The organism is Terrabacter sp. FW104-15G4B, from assembly GCF_058790095.1.
Map to the genome: position 1 here is coordinate 161,234 of NZ_JBYTCI010000006.1, position 15,083 is coordinate 176,316.

At 72.3% G+C, this 15,083-nt stretch carries 11 protein-coding genes; 6 read left to right on the forward strand and 5 right to left on the reverse strand.

The annotated features are described in order from the left end of the window. The first annotated feature begins 4 nt into the window (after nt 1–4). Nucleotides 5–829 carry an SDR family NAD(P)-dependent oxidoreductase gene (locus tag AC3WRT_RS07470; protein WP_492720830.1) on the forward strand — a complete coding sequence of 275 codons (825 nt, stop codon included), beginning with the start codon at nt 5–7 and terminating at the stop codon, nt 827–829. On the opposite strand, the gene AC3WRT_RS07475 is transcribed toward AC3WRT_RS07470, so the two are convergent. Beyond that, a complete protein-coding gene (locus AC3WRT_RS07475; RefSeq protein ID WP_492720831.1) occupies nt 816–2,300 on the reverse strand; it encodes an aminotransferase class I/II-fold pyridoxal phosphate-dependent enzyme in 1,485 nt (494 codons plus the stop codon). The genes AC3WRT_RS07470 and AC3WRT_RS07475 overlap by 14 nt on opposite strands. 42 nt (nt 2,301–2,342) lie before the next feature. Next, entirely contained in the window at nt 2,343–3,530 is a 1,188-nt protein-coding gene (locus AC3WRT_RS07480; RefSeq protein WP_492720832.1) for a carboxylate-amine ligase, read from the reverse strand. 269 nt (nt 3,531–3,799) lie between these two features. On the opposite strand from AC3WRT_RS07480, the gene AC3WRT_RS07485 reads away from it, so the two are divergent. After that, complete coding sequence (locus AC3WRT_RS07485) at nt 3,800–3,988, forward strand: hypothetical protein (protein ID WP_492720833.1); 189 nt, start codon at nt 3,800–3,802, stop codon at nt 3,986–3,988. Nucleotides 3,989–4,062: 74 nt separating this feature from the next. After that, nucleotides 4,063–7,584 (forward strand): ATP-binding cassette domain-containing protein, encoded by a 3,522-nt coding sequence (locus tag AC3WRT_RS07490; RefSeq protein ID WP_492720834.1) that lies wholly within the window; start codon nt 4,063–4,065, stop codon nt 7,582–7,584. Nucleotides 7,585–7,706: 122 nt separating this feature from the next. Here AC3WRT_RS07490 and AC3WRT_RS07495 read toward each other — a convergent pair whose 3' ends face one another. Together AC3WRT_RS07495 and AC3WRT_RS07500 are read right to left on the reverse strand one after the other, a co-directional pair. Then, on the reverse strand, nt 7,707–8,198 hold the full coding sequence (locus tag AC3WRT_RS07495; protein WP_492720835.1) for a hypothetical protein: 492 nt from the start codon (nt 8,196–8,198) through the stop codon (nt 7,707–7,709). Beyond that, the gene (locus AC3WRT_RS07500) at nt 8,195–8,686 is read right to left on the reverse strand and encodes an acyl-CoA thioesterase (protein WP_492720836.1); all 492 of its coding nucleotides are present in this window, start codon (nt 8,684–8,686) and stop codon (nt 8,195–8,197) included. The genes AC3WRT_RS07495 and AC3WRT_RS07500 overlap by 4 nt, the downstream gene beginning before the upstream one ends. A gap of 67 nt (nt 8,687–8,753) precedes the next feature. Here AC3WRT_RS07500 and AC3WRT_RS07505 point away from each other — a divergent pair, with 67 nt between their 5' ends. From AC3WRT_RS07505 to AC3WRT_RS07515, 3 genes are all read left to right on the forward strand, one after another. Then, nucleotides 8,754–12,200 carry a DEAD/DEAH box helicase gene (locus AC3WRT_RS07505; protein ID WP_492720837.1) on the forward strand — a complete coding sequence of 1,149 codons (3,447 nt, stop codon included), beginning with the start codon at nt 8,754–8,756 and terminating at the stop codon, nt 12,198–12,200. 31 nt (nt 12,201–12,231) lie between these two features. Beyond that, the gene (locus AC3WRT_RS07510; protein WP_492720838.1) at nt 12,232–12,702 is read left to right on the forward strand and encodes a heme-degrading domain-containing protein; all 471 of its coding nucleotides are present in this window, start codon (nt 12,232–12,234) and stop codon (nt 12,700–12,702) included. A 102-nt stretch (nt 12,703–12,804) separates the two neighbouring features. Next, entirely contained in the window at nt 12,805–13,449 is a 645-nt protein-coding gene (locus tag AC3WRT_RS07515) for a superoxide dismutase (protein ID WP_492720839.1), read from the forward strand. Nucleotides 13,450–13,513: 64 nt separating this feature from the next. Here AC3WRT_RS07515 and AC3WRT_RS07520 read toward each other — a convergent pair whose 3' ends face one another. Next, the gene (locus AC3WRT_RS07520; RefSeq protein WP_492720840.1) at nt 13,514–14,950 is read right to left on the reverse strand and encodes a carboxylesterase/lipase family protein; all 1,437 of its coding nucleotides are present in this window, start codon (nt 14,948–14,950) and stop codon (nt 13,514–13,516) included. Nucleotides 14,951–15,083 lie beyond the last annotated feature (133 nt).

Below are 15,083 nucleotides of genomic sequence, written 5' to 3' on the forward strand. Positions count from 1 at the left end.
GCGTATGCCGTCCCGCCCCCGCCGTCAGCCCACCTCCCCGCGCCGCGTTCTCGTCACCGGCGCCGCGTCAGGTCTGGGGCTCGCCCTCGTCCGCGCCATGGTCGCGCGCGGCGACCAGGTGCTCGCGACTGACGTGCTGAAGGAGCGGCCCGACGCGCTGCCGGACGCCGCGGCATACCTCACGCTCGACGTCCGACGGGACGAGCACTGGGCCGCTGCCCTGGACCGCGTCCGCACGACATGGGGTGGGCTCGACCTGCTCGTCAACAACGCGGGCGTCGCTGCGGGCGGGCGTATCGACGTCGCGACGATCGACGAATGGGACTGGATCATCGACATCAACCTGCTCGGAGTGGTCCGTGGCTGCCGCACCTTCACGCCCCTTCTGAAGGGCCAGGGCAGCGGCCACATCGTCAACACCGCCTCGCTCGCCGGACTCGTGCACGCGCCCGGGATGGCCGCCTACAACACGGTCAAGGCCGGTGTCGTCGCCCTCAGCGAGACGCTCAGCCACGAGCTCTCGCCACATGGCATCGACGTGTCGGTCGTCTGCCCGTCCTTCTTCCGCACCAACCTCGGGGCGTCGTTCCAGGGGGCCGACAGCGAGATGGAGGCGGCCGGGAAGAAGATGGTCAGCGGCTCCCGGCGCAGCGCCGAGGAGGTCGCCGCCACCGTCCTGCGCGGCATCGACGCCCGCCGCGATGTCATCCTCACCGACCGTGAGGGGCACCTGGCCTGGCGGGCCAAGCGTTACGTCCGCCCGCTCTACACCGCCGCGATGCGGCGGGCGGCGCGCCGCACCGCCCGGACGCCGCTCAGCCCTTCGTGAGCCCCTCGGCGGCCGCCTTGACCACGCGGAAGGTCGTCAGATCCGGATCGGAGGCGTCGGGGATCGTCATGCCCGCAGCCTTCCCGGCCCGGAGGTAGTCGACGACCGCCTGGTTGAAGCGCTCACCGGGGAGGACCGCCGGCACGCCGGGCGGGTAGGGGCTCACCATCTCGGCGGCGACGCGACCCACCGGGTCCTCCACCTGCTCCGTCTCGGCGAAGAAGGCCTCCCGCGGGGACATGGCCTGCTCGAGGTCGAGCTCCTCGAGCGGCGGGATGGCCGGTGCCGGCCGCTGCTCCTGGGGCGGAGCGGCCGCGAGCTTCTCCATCGCGTCGCCGAGCCTCTCCATCGCCTCGTCGTCGTCGGCGTACGTCAGCGAGAACACGATGCGGCGGGCGTCGCCCAGCTGGGCGGCGATCTGGCACTCCGACTCCAACCAGTCCTTCACCTGGTAGCCGGTGACCCCGAGGGCCGTCACGTCGACGCTCAGCTTCAGCGGGTCCCACTCGGCGACGCCCGTGGTCTCGTGGATCTCCTCACCGATGACCGTGAAGCCCTCGATGGCGCCCAGGCGCTCGCGCATCATGGCCGCGCGCTTGAGGGCGCCGTCGATGAGCTCCTTGCCGTTGAGCGCCAGGTGGCGGCGCCACCCGTCGATCGAGCCGAACATGAGCGGCGAGGGGCTCGTCGTCGTGATGAGGTCGAGCCGCAGCCGTAGGTCGACCGTGTCGACGATGTCACCCCCGACAAGGATCATCGAGGCCTGGCACAGGCCGCCGTCTGCCTTGTGCAGGCTCTGGACCGACAGGTCGGCCCCCGCCTTGACGGCAGCCGTCGGTGGGTCGGGGTGGAAGCCGAAGTGACCACCCCAGGCCTCGTCGACCATGAGCGGGAGGCCCCGCTCGTGGCACAGGTCGGCCACACCCTTGACGTCCGCGCCGGTGCCGTACTCGGTCGGCGTGATCAGCATGACGGCGCGGATCTCGGGGTCGTCCTCGAGCATCTGCTTGACCGTCTCCGTCGTCGCCGGATGCGCGATCTCGCGCTCGTGGTCCCAGGAAGGCCGCAGCCACACCGGCTGAGCGCCGGCCAGGATCAGGCTCGCGACCACGGACTTGTGCACGTTGCGGTCCACGAGCACCTTCTCGCCGGGACCGATGATCGTCAGCAGGCAGGTGTGGATGGAGATGCTGGAGCCGCACGTCGTGAAGACGGCGTCTCGGGCCCCGACGGCGGCGGCATACAGCTTCTCGGCGTCACCGACCGATGACTTGGCCATGATGACGTCGGCCTCGAAGGCGCCCCTCGAGAGCACGCTGGCCGTTCGCTCGTCGATGCCCCTCCCGAAGCGGTGCCCCGGTAGGGAGAATGGGTAGAGGTCCTGCTCCCGGAAGTTCGAGATGGTGTCGAGGACCGGGGTCGTGTCCTGGTCGAGCCCGGCCTGCTGGTCTGCTGTCTGGTTCGTCTCCACGGCCACCAAGTACCCCGCCTCGGGAGCGGTGACGCAGAGGCGTCAGGCGTCGTGTGGCGAGTGACACACGAGGTCCACCAGGGCCGGCAGGCCTCCCCTTGCGAGAGCTCGCCGTTGCTGCTGCGCGCCGTTGCCCTTCTCGAGCACCGAGCTGACAAGGCGCAGAAGGAGGTCCCCGTCTGCGCCGATGCGGTCGGCGCAACGAGAAGCGAGCTCGAGCACCACGGACGCGGCCGGCTCCATCCGAGGCATGCCGTCCGACGAGTCCGACAGCGAGCTGGGCACGACCAGCTCGCCGCCGAGGCCGTGGCGTGCGGCCTGCCACGACGCAGCCCGCAGCAGCGCGGCCGGGGGGTTGGGGCACGGCTGCCCGGCGGCCTCGTCGGCGAGCGCCTCGACGACGAGCCCCCGGACCAGCCCGGCGAACGCGGCCGCGCTCGCGACGTCGGGCGCGACGTCGGCGACCCGCACCTCCACGGTGGGGAGGCGCTCACTGAGCCGGACCTGCCAGTAGACCATCCCGACGTCCAGGATGACGCCGGTCCGGATCAGGGCGGCCACCTGACGGTCGTGGTCGTCGAGGTCGACGAAGCGCGGAGGGGCCCCCTCGACGGGCCACCGCTGCGTGTGCACCGCGCGCCAGCTCGCGAAGCCGCTGTCACGTCCCCGCCAGACGGGCGAGTTGGCCGAAAAGGCCAGCAGCACAGGCAGATACGGTCGGATCCGGTTCATCACCTGGACGCCCAGCGCGCGGCTGGGCACCTGGACGTGCACGTGCATCCCGTTGACCAGCTGCTCGTCGAGCAGGGCGGGCGCCTGGCGCCGCATGGCGAGGTAGCGGGTGTTCTGCGTGACCGGCTGCTCGAGCTGGCAGTCGGGCGACGCGCCCACCGACCCGAGGCCGACGTGGTGGGCCTCGGCCGCGACCGCGAGGGCGTGCCTCGAGCCGCGAAGGCTGGCGAGCACGTCGTCGAGGCTGTGGCACACGGGGGTCGCGGTCTCCACCTGTGAGCGGAGGACCTCTGTCTGCAGGGCGGCATCGCCGCACCCGCCGACGAACCTGGCTCGGGCCAGCACCGGGCCGGCCACCGGGACGGGCAGTCCGGTGGCCCGGTCGAGGAGCAGGAACTCCTCCTCCACACCGATGCTCGGTAGAGGTGGGCTGTCACTGGGCGCCGTCGAGGCGACGGGCTCGGGAAGCGTGCTGGGTCTCAGAGGTGCTGCAGGCACGGGCGGCGCTCCTGTCTCCGGGGCCGGCGATCCTCCCCAGCCCGGGGCGTCGCGCCTTCTGTTCAACGCTCAACTCCCCGTACCCACCGCGGTTCGTGGGAAACGCCGAATCCCCACGGCTGCATCCGGTTTGACATGGTTGCTGACGAAGCCTCATGGTTGTGGTGCCTACAACCGCAGTGGGCCAGGCGACAGGGCGAGGCGCCCGTCGGGAGATTCCGATGACATCCACCACTGCCACTTCTTCAGGCACACCGAGGACATCCACGATGGGCGTCCGAGAGCTCATCCGCGAGCTGGTCGAGCTGCAGGACCGCATGGACGAGGTCCGGGTCCGGGAGCGCACCCGGCGCGGACCTTGCGACCCGCTGCGCAACGAGCTGGTCCAGCTCACCCACCGCGAGGGCCAGGTCATCGCTGCTTTGCGGCGCTACCGCCCTCGCTCCGGCGCGTTCTGAGGACGTCGCGGCGCGGGCGGGAAAACCGGAGGCGGGCTGTCCGTGGTCGTCGGTACCGTTCAGGGACTGTGACGATGACGAGGGTGGGGTACGACGACGCAAGCGGCACGAAGCCGGGCGGGTCTTTCCGAGTTGGGGGGACGCCGGAGGGTCGTGTCCCCGTCGACTGGCGCCGCGTCCGTCGCCCGCTCACGATCGCGTGCTTCACGTTGTCCCTGGTCGGTGCCGTCGCGGCATCGCTCGGTTCGATGGTCGCCGGTCGGCTGGCCGAGGACGCCACCTCGACGCTGGTCGCGCTGCTGGCGATCTGCGTCGTCGGCGGCGCCCTCATCGACACGGTCGCCAAGACGATCTGGGCGACCGTGTGCGACCGGGCCGAGGGCGCGCTGCGCGCGGACCTGCTCGACGCCGCGATGTCCCAGCCGCTGTCCGAGCTGTCCGAGCAGGCGGTGGGCGAGGTGCTCGACCGCATCGACGACGACACCTGGGAGGTCGGCCAGCTCATGCGTTGGGGCGTGTGGCAGGCCGTGCGCACCCTGCTCGCCTCAGGGCCACTGTGGGTCGTCGCGAGCCTCGCCTGGTGGCCCGCCGCGGTTCTCTTCCCGCTCACGGGTTTCGCGACGTACTGGGTCGTGCGCCGGCTGCTGCCACAGGTCGCCGAGCGCAAGGTCGTCGAGGAGGCCGCCTGGACCGACCATGCAGCGTCCACGGAGGAGGGCGTGGCCGCCCGCGACGACCTGCGCACCGCGCTGGGGCAGGCGCACGTCTTGCGCCGCAACGCCCGGATGGCGGCCCGGGTCCACGCGGCGCTCGACAGGGTGCTCCAGGTCGAGGCCCGGATCACCCGACGCAGCGGCGGCCTCCTCCATGGCGCGTTGGCCGCGGTGGCCGTGGTCGGCACCGCCCTCGTGCTCGCCGGTGACCTGTCGACGGCGCGACTGGTCACCCTCTTTCTCGTGACGACGATGTTCGTCGGCGGCGTCGACATGCTGGCACGGCACCTGCCCGACCTGCAGGAGGGGTTCGGCGCGGTGCTACGCCTGCGCGCGATGCTCGGGTCACCGGCGGAGCCGACGGGCGGGCTGCCCCTGCCCGACCGCCCGCTCGACGTGGAGTTCCGCGGTCTCGAGTTCAGTTACGGCACCGGCACGTTCGCCCTCCGCAACGTCCATCTCGTCGTGCCGGCCGGGCACACCTGCGCGCTCGTCGGCCGGACGGGTTCCGGCAAGTCCACGCTCGCCTCGCTGCTGTCCCGGGCGGTGGAGCCGCCGAGGGGCACGGTGCTGCTGGGTGGCACCGACGTCCTCGACCTCGACCTGCAGCAGCTGCGTGCCGCCGTCGGTGTCGTGACCCAGCGCACCGAGGTGCTCGCCGGCACGCTCGCGGAGAACATGACGCTCTTCGGTGATGCGCCGCGGGCTCGCGTCGAGGCTGCGGTCGCCGAGCTGGGGCTCACCGACTGGGTGGGCGGGCTGCCCGCCGGACTGGACACGATGCTCGGCCCGGGCGGGACGACGCTGTCGGCGGGCGAGGAGCAGCTCGTGGCATTTGCCCGTCTCCTCGTGCGCGACGTGCGCGTCGTCGTGCTCGACGAGGCCACGGCCCGCATGGACCCGGTCACGGAGGCGCGGGTGGTCCGGGCCGCGGACCGGCTGATCTCCGGTCGCACCGGCATCCTCGTCGCCCACCGCCTGTCGACGACGGAGCGGGCCGAGCAGGTTGCCGTCCTCGAGGCGGGTCGCGTCGTCCAGCACGGCCCGCGCGAGAGGCTGGCCACCGTCGACGGGCCGTTCCGCCGGTTGCTGGAGGCGGCTGCCCACGAGGTGGCCGTCGAGGAGCACCACCACGACGACACCGCGATCGGCTCGGCGCGTCGCAGTACCACCCCGCCGCCGCCTCCCGCGCTCGCTCCGATCCCGAGCCTGGCTCGGCAGGTGCTCCACGCCGTGCGCATCCAGCCGCAGTGGGGCCTGGTCGGCGCCTCCCTCTTCCTCGTCGCCTCGCTGACCGGAGCGTTCGGCGCCCTCACCGGCTGGATCTGGGGACTCATCGTCACCGACCTGCAGGCCGGACAGAATCCGGGCTTGCTGACCGCGGCACTGGTCGTCTCGCTCGTCATCGGCCCGCTCCTGCTGTCGCAGGCCTTCCGTTCCTATCCCCACTGGTGGGTCGAGGTTCGACTCCGCGTGCGCGCCGCGGTGCTCGCCGGCCAGACCGCGCAGCGCCGGCTCGTGCGCACCCCGCCCGGCGAGGTGGTCGCCCGCACCATGGACGCCGACCGACTGGCCCGCTACACCGACCGCTGGGTCGACTTCACGAACGGACTCGTCGTCGCCTCGGTGACCGCGCTGATCGCCGGGACGTGGCTCGCCGGTGCGGTCCTGCTCGTGGTGATGGTCGTGTCCGCGCTCGCCTCGACCCTGGGACGGCCGGTGGCCGGGCGATCGGCAGCCGCAGCCTCCACGGCAAGGGCCGACTTCGGCAGGGCCCTGGTCTCAGGGCTCGAGTCGATCCGCACGGTCAAGCTCGCCGCGGCCACCCCGCAGGTGCACCAGCACCTGCACCAGGTCGACGGAGGACGGGTCGACGCAGCCGTGCGGGAGCACCGGGTCCAGGCCCTGCTCGACGGTGTGCCGGTCGTCATGGTGCAGTGCGGTGTCGTCGCGGCGTGGGCAGGCTTCCTCCATGGCACGTGGCCCCTCGCCATCACGCTCCTCGTCGCCAACGCGGTCAGCGGCTTCGACTGGTTCGGCCGGGTCGCCGGCTCGGTCGTGACCGAGGCGCCCGGCGTGCGCGCCTGGATGACCGCCACGAGCGAGCTCGCCGGCGGTGGCGACCTGGTGGACCTCCCTCCGGGCATGGACCTCGTGCGCGGCACCGCGGACGACCCGGAGCCCGGGCCGCGCGAGGCGCTGCACACCCTCACGCTCCGCGGCCTGACCGCGGTTCACGACGACGGCACCATCGGCGTGCAGGACGTCGACCTCACCGTGCACGCGGGCGAGCTGGTTCTCCTGCTCGGCCAGGTCGGCTCGGGCAAGTCCAGCCTGCTCTCCTCGTTGGCCGGGCTGACCGCCCACACCGGTCAGGTGCTCTGGAACGGGCGCGCCCTGTCCGAGCCGGAGGTCGACCTGCGGCCCGGTCGGGTCTCGCACATCGCACAGGTGCCACGGGTGCTGTCCGGGAGCTTCACCGGCAACATCGCGCTCGACCACGGCGACCGTCGCGTCGAGCCTGCACTCGCGACGGCCCGCATGGAACGGGACGTCGCCGAGGCCGGCGGCCCGGAGGCGCTCGTCGGCCACCGCGGGGTCCGGCTGTCCGGCGGACAGGTGCAGCGCCTTGCCCTCGCGCGGGCGCTCGCCTGTGGGGCCGACCTGCTGCTGGCCGACGACGTGTCCTCGGCGCTCGATGCCGCCACCGAGATCGAGCTCTGGGCTGCACTGCGATCGGGCGGGGCGACCGTCATCGGCGCGACGAGCAAGGCAGCCGCCCTGGCGCAGGCCGACCGGGTCGTCGTCCTCGAGCGCGGCCGGGTCGTCGAGGCGGCCCCGTGGCGCGACCTCTCCCAGAGGTGGGCCCATCTCGCCGGGTGATGGACCAGTCCTGCGGACGGACGACCGGTGGTCGACCCCGGGCAGGAGTCACGGCGTGTCGTACGGCGTGTCTCGCGATCACGCGCACCAACGGTCGTCCGTCGACGCCTGACCTTCAGCGCCTACGGTCGGGGTGCGCGGCGGATGTCGACGTCGGCGGGCGTCGTGGCGCCGAGGACCTCGGTGAGGCTCGCGTGCACGAGGTCGGCGGCGGCCACTCCGTCGGTGAAGGTGCTGCTGAACTCCGGCTCCCTGCCCTGGCGCTCCCAGCCGAGGTCCGTGAGGGCCGACTGCTGGTCGCGGCTCAGCTCGGTCAGGCCCTCGAACTCCGTGTCGCCGATGCACTCGAGCGCCAGCACGTCCCCGAGGCGGCGCACCTGCACGAAGACGTCCGGCACGCGGGTGGGGCCCGGCCGACCATCCGTTCGCCCATCCGACCGTCCCCCCGGCCGGCGCCACCGGTGGGGAGCCTGCGCGGCGGCATGCGCACTCGACGCCTGGGAGGGCACGTGGACCGTGAAGGTCATCCAGTCGTCCTCGGTCAGGGCCGCGAGGTCGGATGCGACGCGAGCCGTCCACCCCTCCCAGGTCTCCTCGAGCCAGTCCGGCGTCATGCCGGGGCCTCCACCGCCGCCGCCTGCATGAGCGCCCGCAGGTGCTGCGGGATCGGGGTCGGCCGCCGCGTGGCGGCGTCGATCTCGACGTGCACCCAGTGCCCGAGCGCCTTGATGGCCGGGTCGGGCGTGGCACCGCGCTCGGGATCGACGAAGAGCCCGAGCTGGTAGGTGACGCTGCTGCGCCCGAGGCGCACCACGCGTACGCCCACGACCAACGGCGCCGGGAACGCGACCTCGGCGTAGAACGCGCACGACGACTCCGCGACGACCCCTTGGGTCGCGTCGGTCAGCGGGTCGACGGTCACGTGCTCCGCCTGCCACCCGTTGATGGCGGAGTCGAACAGCTCGTAGTAGACGGCGTTGTTGAGGTGGCCGTACATGTCGTTGTCGGACCACCGGGTGCTCACCCGGCGGTGCACCGGGAAGTCGGCGAGCGTCAGCGAGCGCGGGTCGGTGGAGCCGGTCGAGGGCGGCGGGGTCGGCATACGGCCATCCTGCCCGACCCTGTGGACGAGACGCGGCGGTGTCGGCGGGCGAACGTACAGTGCTGGGGTGGCGTGGAGCGTAGGTCGGGCGACGTGGGTCGGTGACGTCACCGACCCCGACATCGCCCAGCAGGTGGGCAGCCGCACCTTCGAGCGCGGGCAGGCGTATGCCGTTCAGCGCCGCGTGCGCTCGTTCGCCACGCGCGCAGACGGGATGATGCTGCTGGGCACCATCGAGGGCAGCAGCAGCGAGACGTACCAGACGATCATCGAGGCTCGGCCGCACCCGAAGGGCCGCTCCCACCTGTGGAGCGGCCGGTGCAGCTGTCCGGTCGCCGCCGACTGCAAGCACGTCGTGGCCCTGATGCTGGTCGCCCGCGACATCGCCCACGGCCACGTGCTCGAACCGGCGTCGGGTGCGGACGACGACGGTGGGGCCGACCTCGCGCAGCCGGTCCCCGCGCCGACCGCCCACGCCCCGCACTGGTCCGACGTGCTCGGCCACGTGCGTCCGCGGACCGACCGCCCCGCACCCGCGCCCGAGCGGCCCGAGGCCCGGGGCGACCTCATGCCGGCCGGGCTGTTCGTCGACACGGTCTACCGCGACCAGCGCGGACGACGCGGGGTGCCGGAGCTCAGCTACGGCCTGCGCCCGACCCGCTGGACACGGGCCGGCACGTGGCACCGCACCCTCTCGTGGCACGACGCCCTGCCGCAGTGGCGCCCTGGCATCCGCTTCCTGCCCGAGCACGAGCGGATCATGGGCCGTCTGCACGACGTCGCCCGCCGCGGCTCGGGAGGCACCACCTACTTCTCCGCGACCCCGCCGTTGTCGCTCGACGCGAGCCCGGACGTCTGGCCGCTGCTGCGCGAGGCGCGCGCCGCCGGCATCGAGATCCTGCCCGGCGAGGGCGTCACGGGGCCAGTGCACGTCGCCGACGACGCTGCGACCCTCGTCCTGCTCGTGAGGCGGGCCGGCGACGGCAGCGGTGACCTCGACCTCGACCTCGAGGTCGAGGGGTTGCCGCCCGAGGCCACCGGCGAACGGCTGCTCCTCGGTGACCCGGTGCACGCCTTCGCGATCGAGGGCGACGACGGCTCGCTGGCGTTCGTCCCGCTCGAGCAGGACCTCGACCTGGGTCCGGACGCGCTCGCCTCGGCGCTCGCCGGGCTGCGGGTGCCGGCCGACGAGCGGGGCCGCTTCCTGCGCACCGTGGTGCCGGGGCTGCGCCAGCGGCTCCGGGTGCGTTCCGAGGTGCCCCTGCCCGCTCCCGACCTGCCCGAGGACGTCCAGCCCGAGGTCGTCACCGTGCACGTCCGGGTCGTCAGCGACGTGCCCGGGGAGGTACGCCTCGACCTCGGCCACGCCTACGACGGCACGCCGCGTCCCTTCACGACGCAACGCTTCGGCACCGTCGGTGGGCGCGACCGTGACGCCGAGTCCGCCGCGGTGCAGGCCGCCACGTCGCTGCGACCGGTGCCGGGGGCGCTGCGCTCCGACCTCGGCGGCCACGCCTATCTCGTTCCCCGAGTCGTGCTCACCGGCCTGGATGCGGCCCGGTTCGTCGCCGACACCCTGCCCCTGCTCGAGGCCGACGAGCACGTCACGGTCGAGATCGACGACGACCTCCCGGCCTTCGAGGAGGTCACCTCAGCCCCGGTGGTGCGGCTCGGCGCCACCGAGGTGGGCGACGTCGGCGCCGGAGGCGGGCGGCAGGAGGGCAGCGACCCCGACCCCGGTGACTGGTTCGACCTGCGGGTCTCCGTCGAGGTCGACGGTGAGGAGGTGCCCTTCGAGCCGCTCTTCGGCGCGCTCGCGCGCGGCGACGACATCATGCTGCTCGAGTCGGGGTCGTTCTTCCGCCTCGACCGCCCCGAGCTGCACCGGCTGCGCGACCTCATCGAGGAGGCCCGCGACATCGCCGACCCCGAGACCGGTGCGCTGCGCCTCAGCGCCCACCACGCCGACCTCTGGGACGAGCTCGCGGCACTCGGCGTCGTCGACGAGCAGAGCGCCCGGTGGGCCGCCAACGTCGAGGCGCTCGGCTCCCTGGACGCCGGACCGCTGGCCGAGGTGCCGCCCGACCTCCGGGCGACCCTGCGGCCCTATCAGCTCGACGGCTACCGCTGGCTCGCGCGGCTGTGGGACGCCCGCATCGGCGGCATCCTCGCCGACGACATGGGCCTGGGCAAGACACTCCAGGTCATCGCGGCGCTCGTGCGGGCCCACGACCGCGGAGAGCTCGGCGACCGCGGTCCCGATGGTCGGGGCCCGGTGCTCGTCGTCGCCCCGACGAGCGTCGTCGGCACGTGGATGGGCGAGCTCGAGACCTTCGCGCCACACCTGGCGTCCGTGGCGGTGACCGCGACCGAGCGCAAGCGCGGCCAGTCGCTCGCCGACACCGTGGCCGGCGCCGAGGTCGTCATCACCTCGTATGCCGTCCTGCGCCTCGACGACGCCGCCTTCCACGGCGTGCGCTGGGGCGGCGTGGTGCTCGACGAGGCTCAGTTCGTCAAGAACCGCCAGGCCAAGACCCACGTCGCCGTGCGCCGGCTCGGCGCCCCCTTCACCATCGCCGTCACCGGCACGCCCCTCGAGAACTCCCTGATGGACCTCTGGTCCCTGCTCTCGCTCACGGCCCCCGGCCTCTACCCGCGACCGGACGTCTTCACGAAGAGCTACCGCAAGCCGATCGAGTCGGGCGAGCGCCCCGAGCTGCTCGACCTGCTGCGCCGGCGCATCCGCCCGCTGATGCTGCGGCGCACCAAGGAGCAGGTCGCGGTCGACCTGCCGCCCAAGCAGATCCAGGTCATGGCCCTCGACCCGCACCCGGTCCACCGGCACATCTACGACCAGCACCTGCAGCGTGAGCGGCAGCGCGTTCTCGGCCTGCTCGAGGACCCCGAGTCCAACCGCGTCGCGATCCTGGCTGCGCTGACCCGGCTGCGCCAGCTCGCCCTCGACCCCGTCCTCGTCGACGAGGTCCACGCCGGCAAGGCGACCGCGGCCAAGATCGACTTCCTCGTCGACCAGCTGCGCGAGCTGGCCGCCGAGGGGCACCGCGCGCTGGTCTTCAGCCAGTTCACCGGTTTCCTGCGCCTCGTCGAGTCCGCGCTGACCCGCGCCGGGCTCGACACGGCATACCTCGACGGGTCCACGACCGACCGCCAGGCCGTCGTGCGTGGTTTCCGCGAGGGGGAGGCGGTCGCCTTCCTCATCAGCCTCAAGGCCGGCGGCTTCGGACTGACGCTCACCGAGGCCGACTACGTCTACGTGCTCGACCCGTGGTGGAACCCTGCGGCCGAGGCGCAGGCCATCGACCGCGCCCACCGCATCGGGCAGGACCGGCCGGTCACCGTCTACCGGCTCGTGTCGGCCGGCACCATCGAGGAGAAGGTCGTCGCGCTGCAGGAGCGCAAGCGCGACCTGTTCCAGCGCGTCGTCGACGAGGGCGGGGCCCTCTCGGGCGCCATCACCGCCGACGACGTGCGCGACCTGCTGGCGCTCTCGTGATGCACGGCCCGGTCAGGTGCACAATCGGGCCGTGACCCAGAACCCCACCCTCGACGAGCTCGCCGCCCAGGAGGCCCGGCTCGTCTTCGACCGCTTCGACGACGACACGGCGTGGGCGGTGGGCGTCGCACTGCGAGAAGCGGCCCGAGCCTCGGCCTTGCCGGTGGCGATCTCGATCCGGCGCAACGGCCAGCGGCTCTTTCACGCAGCGCTGCCCGGCGCGACGGCCGACAACGACGGCTGGCTCGAGCGCAAGAGCGCCGTCGTAGACCGCTACGGCCACTCCTCCCTCTACGTCGGTGAGCAGTTCCGCGCCGCCGGCAAGACGTTCGAGGAGAGCTCTCGCCTCGACCCGGCCGCCTACGCCGCCCACGGCGGTGCCTTCCCGGTCGTCGTCCGCGACGTCGGCTGCGTCGGCACCATCGCGGTGTCGGGCCTGCCGCAGCGCGACGATCACCAGCTCGTCGTCGAGACGCTCGCGGGGTTCCTTGACCTCAAGTGAGGTCGAAGTCGGAGGGTGGGACAAGTGGGTACGAACCCGCAGCCGCGCTCTCCCACACCTTGTCGACGCTCCTGCGCTGCGGCATAGAGTGGGCGGAGCCGAATGGTCTCCAGAAAGGAACGACAAGTGGCTTACACGCTTCCCGATCTCGACTACGACTACGCCGCCCTCGAGCCGCACATCAGCGCTCGCATCATGGAGCTGCACCACAGCAAGCACCACAAGACCTACGTCGACGGCGCCAACGCAGCCGTCGCGAAGCTGGAGGAGCTGCGTGAGTCCGGCGACTACGCTGCGCTCAACGGAGTCGAGAAGAACCTCGCCTTCCACCTCGGCGGGCACACCAACCACTCCGTGTTCTGGAAGAACATGAGCCCTGACGGTGGTGGCCAGCCCGAGGGCGAGGTCAAGGCCGCGATCGACGAGTACTTCGGCGGCTTCGAGAAGTTCCAGGCGCACTTCAGCGCCAACGCCAACGCGATCCAGGGCTCCGGCTGGTCGATCCTCGCTTGGGACACCATCGCCGCGCGGCCGCACATCATGCAGCTGTTCGACCAGCAGGGCAACATCCCCGTGGGCCAGATCCCGCTGCTCCAGCTCGACATGTGGGAGCACGCCTTCTACCTCCAGTACGAGAACGTCAAGGCCGACTACGTCAAGGCCTGGTGGAACGTCGTCAACTGGCAGGACGTCGCTGCTCGCCTCGAGCGTGCCAAGGCGACCCAGGGACTCATCATCCCCGCCTGACCGGTTGTCAGCATCGGCAGGGGCGGGCACCGTCGGGTGCCCGCCCTTCGCGGTGCCCGGGCGCTCAGGCCAGGTCGAGCACCTCCGGGTAGTCCTTCCAGATCTCGCGGGACACCTGCTCGGGATAGTCGGTGACCGCCGGGTCGACGTCGAAGATCCGAGTCAGGCCGGTGTCATGGGTCGGCCAGCCAGGGTCGCCGTTCGTCGCGAACGCCGTCCACGCGTGGCGCATCTGGTCCGACACGGCCTGGGCCTCCGCGGTCGGCGTGCCGATCAGCATCGCCGGCTGTCCGGTCGTGAGGTTGCCGAACACCAGTGGCACGTCGAGACCGTGGCAGGCGCCGAAGGCGCCACCCATGCCCGGAGCGGGCCACGTCAGCTCGTAGAGGTAGGCCGTGCCACCCGCCGCGAGCTGCGCCTGGGCGAGCTTCAGCGACGGCATCCGGAAGAGCCAGTCCGAGCGCACCACCTCGTAGAGCTTCTCGGGGTCCGGGAAGCTCTCCCGGTAGCGCTGCGGATCAGGCCCGAAGACGAGCGCGGTCTCGACGGCCTGTGCCTCGGTGATCTCGCCCAGCATCCCGCTCAGGGCCGTCAACAACCGCTGCTCGTGACGCGTGTGCCCGACGAGGAGCTCCACCTGTCCGGTCAGTCCCTGCCATGGCGTCGTGGGCAGCACGTCGCCGTCGACGACCGGCGCGAACGGGGTGGACGCGTGTGCAGCCGCTCCCCACCGGCCCACGTACTCACCCATCCTCGCTGCGACGGCATCGGCCGCGGCAGGCAACAGTCGAGGCTCCACCTCGAGCAGCTGGGAAGGGTCGAGTCCCAGCTCGGCGGCGCACTCTCGTGTGATGTCAGCGGCCAGCTCGGGCGTGAAGTACGTGCCCGGCACGCTCTGCGCGATCGCGCGGTGGAACAGTCCGGCCGCTCGCGGCATGGCCATCAGCGCCGCCACCGACCCGCCCCCCGCCGACTGGCCGAACGTGGTGACGCGGCCGGGGTCGCCGCCGAACGCGCGGATGTTGAGCTGCACCCACTCGAGCGCCGCCACCTGGTCCAGCAGGCCGCGGTTGGCGATCGTCCCGTCGACGTGGCCGAAGCCCTCGAGCCCGACGCGGTAGTTGAAGGTCACCACGACGACGCCGTCTCGAGCGAGGTTGCTGCCGTCGTACTCCGGGAGCCCGGACATGCCGAACGTATAGGCACCGCCCTGGATCCACACCATGACCGGCAGCCCGCCGCCGAGGTCGGGAGACCACACGTTGACCGTCAGCCAGTCGTCGCCGTCGTCGGCGGCCTGGTGGTCCATGCCGAAGCTCGCGGACTGCGGGGGTGGCGGCCCGAAGCTGGTTGCCGCGCGCGGGCCGTCCCAGGGGATCACCGGCTGCGGAACACCGAACCGCTCGGGCGGCGCGGCGTACGGGATCCCGCGGAAGACCACGAGGTCGGCCTCGGCTCGGCCGCGCACCAGGCCACCGGTGACTGTGATGTCGACGTCCACAGGGCGATCATCCTCAGCCCACCGGTCGGCGCGCCAGCTGATATCGGCGACCTGTTCAGGCCGTGGGTCGGGCGAGGCGCTGCCCGTGAGCGGGGGCGTGGGAAAGTGCCCACTCGACGGAGGGAGTGGGGGT

Coding starts and splice junctions, on each gene's coding strand:
- AC3WRT_RS07495 (WP_492720835.1), bottom strand. CDS start 8,198: ATGACGCCGGACTGGCTCGAGGAGACCTGGGAGGGGTGGACGGCTCGC.
- AC3WRT_RS07470 (WP_492720830.1), top strand. CDS start 5: ATGCCGTCCCGCCCCCGCCGTCAGCCCACCTCCCCGCGCCGCGTTCTC.
- AC3WRT_RS07490 (WP_492720834.1), top strand. CDS start 4,063: ATGACGAGGGTGGGGTACGACGACGCAAGCGGCACGAAGCCGGGCGGG.
- AC3WRT_RS07515 (WP_492720839.1), top strand. CDS start 12,805: ATGGTCTCCAGAAAGGAACGACAAGTGGCTTACACGCTTCCCGATCTC.
- AC3WRT_RS07500 (WP_492720836.1), bottom strand. CDS start 8,686: ATGCCGACCCCGCCGCCCTCGACCGGCTCCACCGACCCGCGCTCGCTG.
- AC3WRT_RS07485 (WP_492720833.1), top strand. CDS start 3,800: ATGGGCGTCCGAGAGCTCATCCGCGAGCTGGTCGAGCTGCAGGACCGC.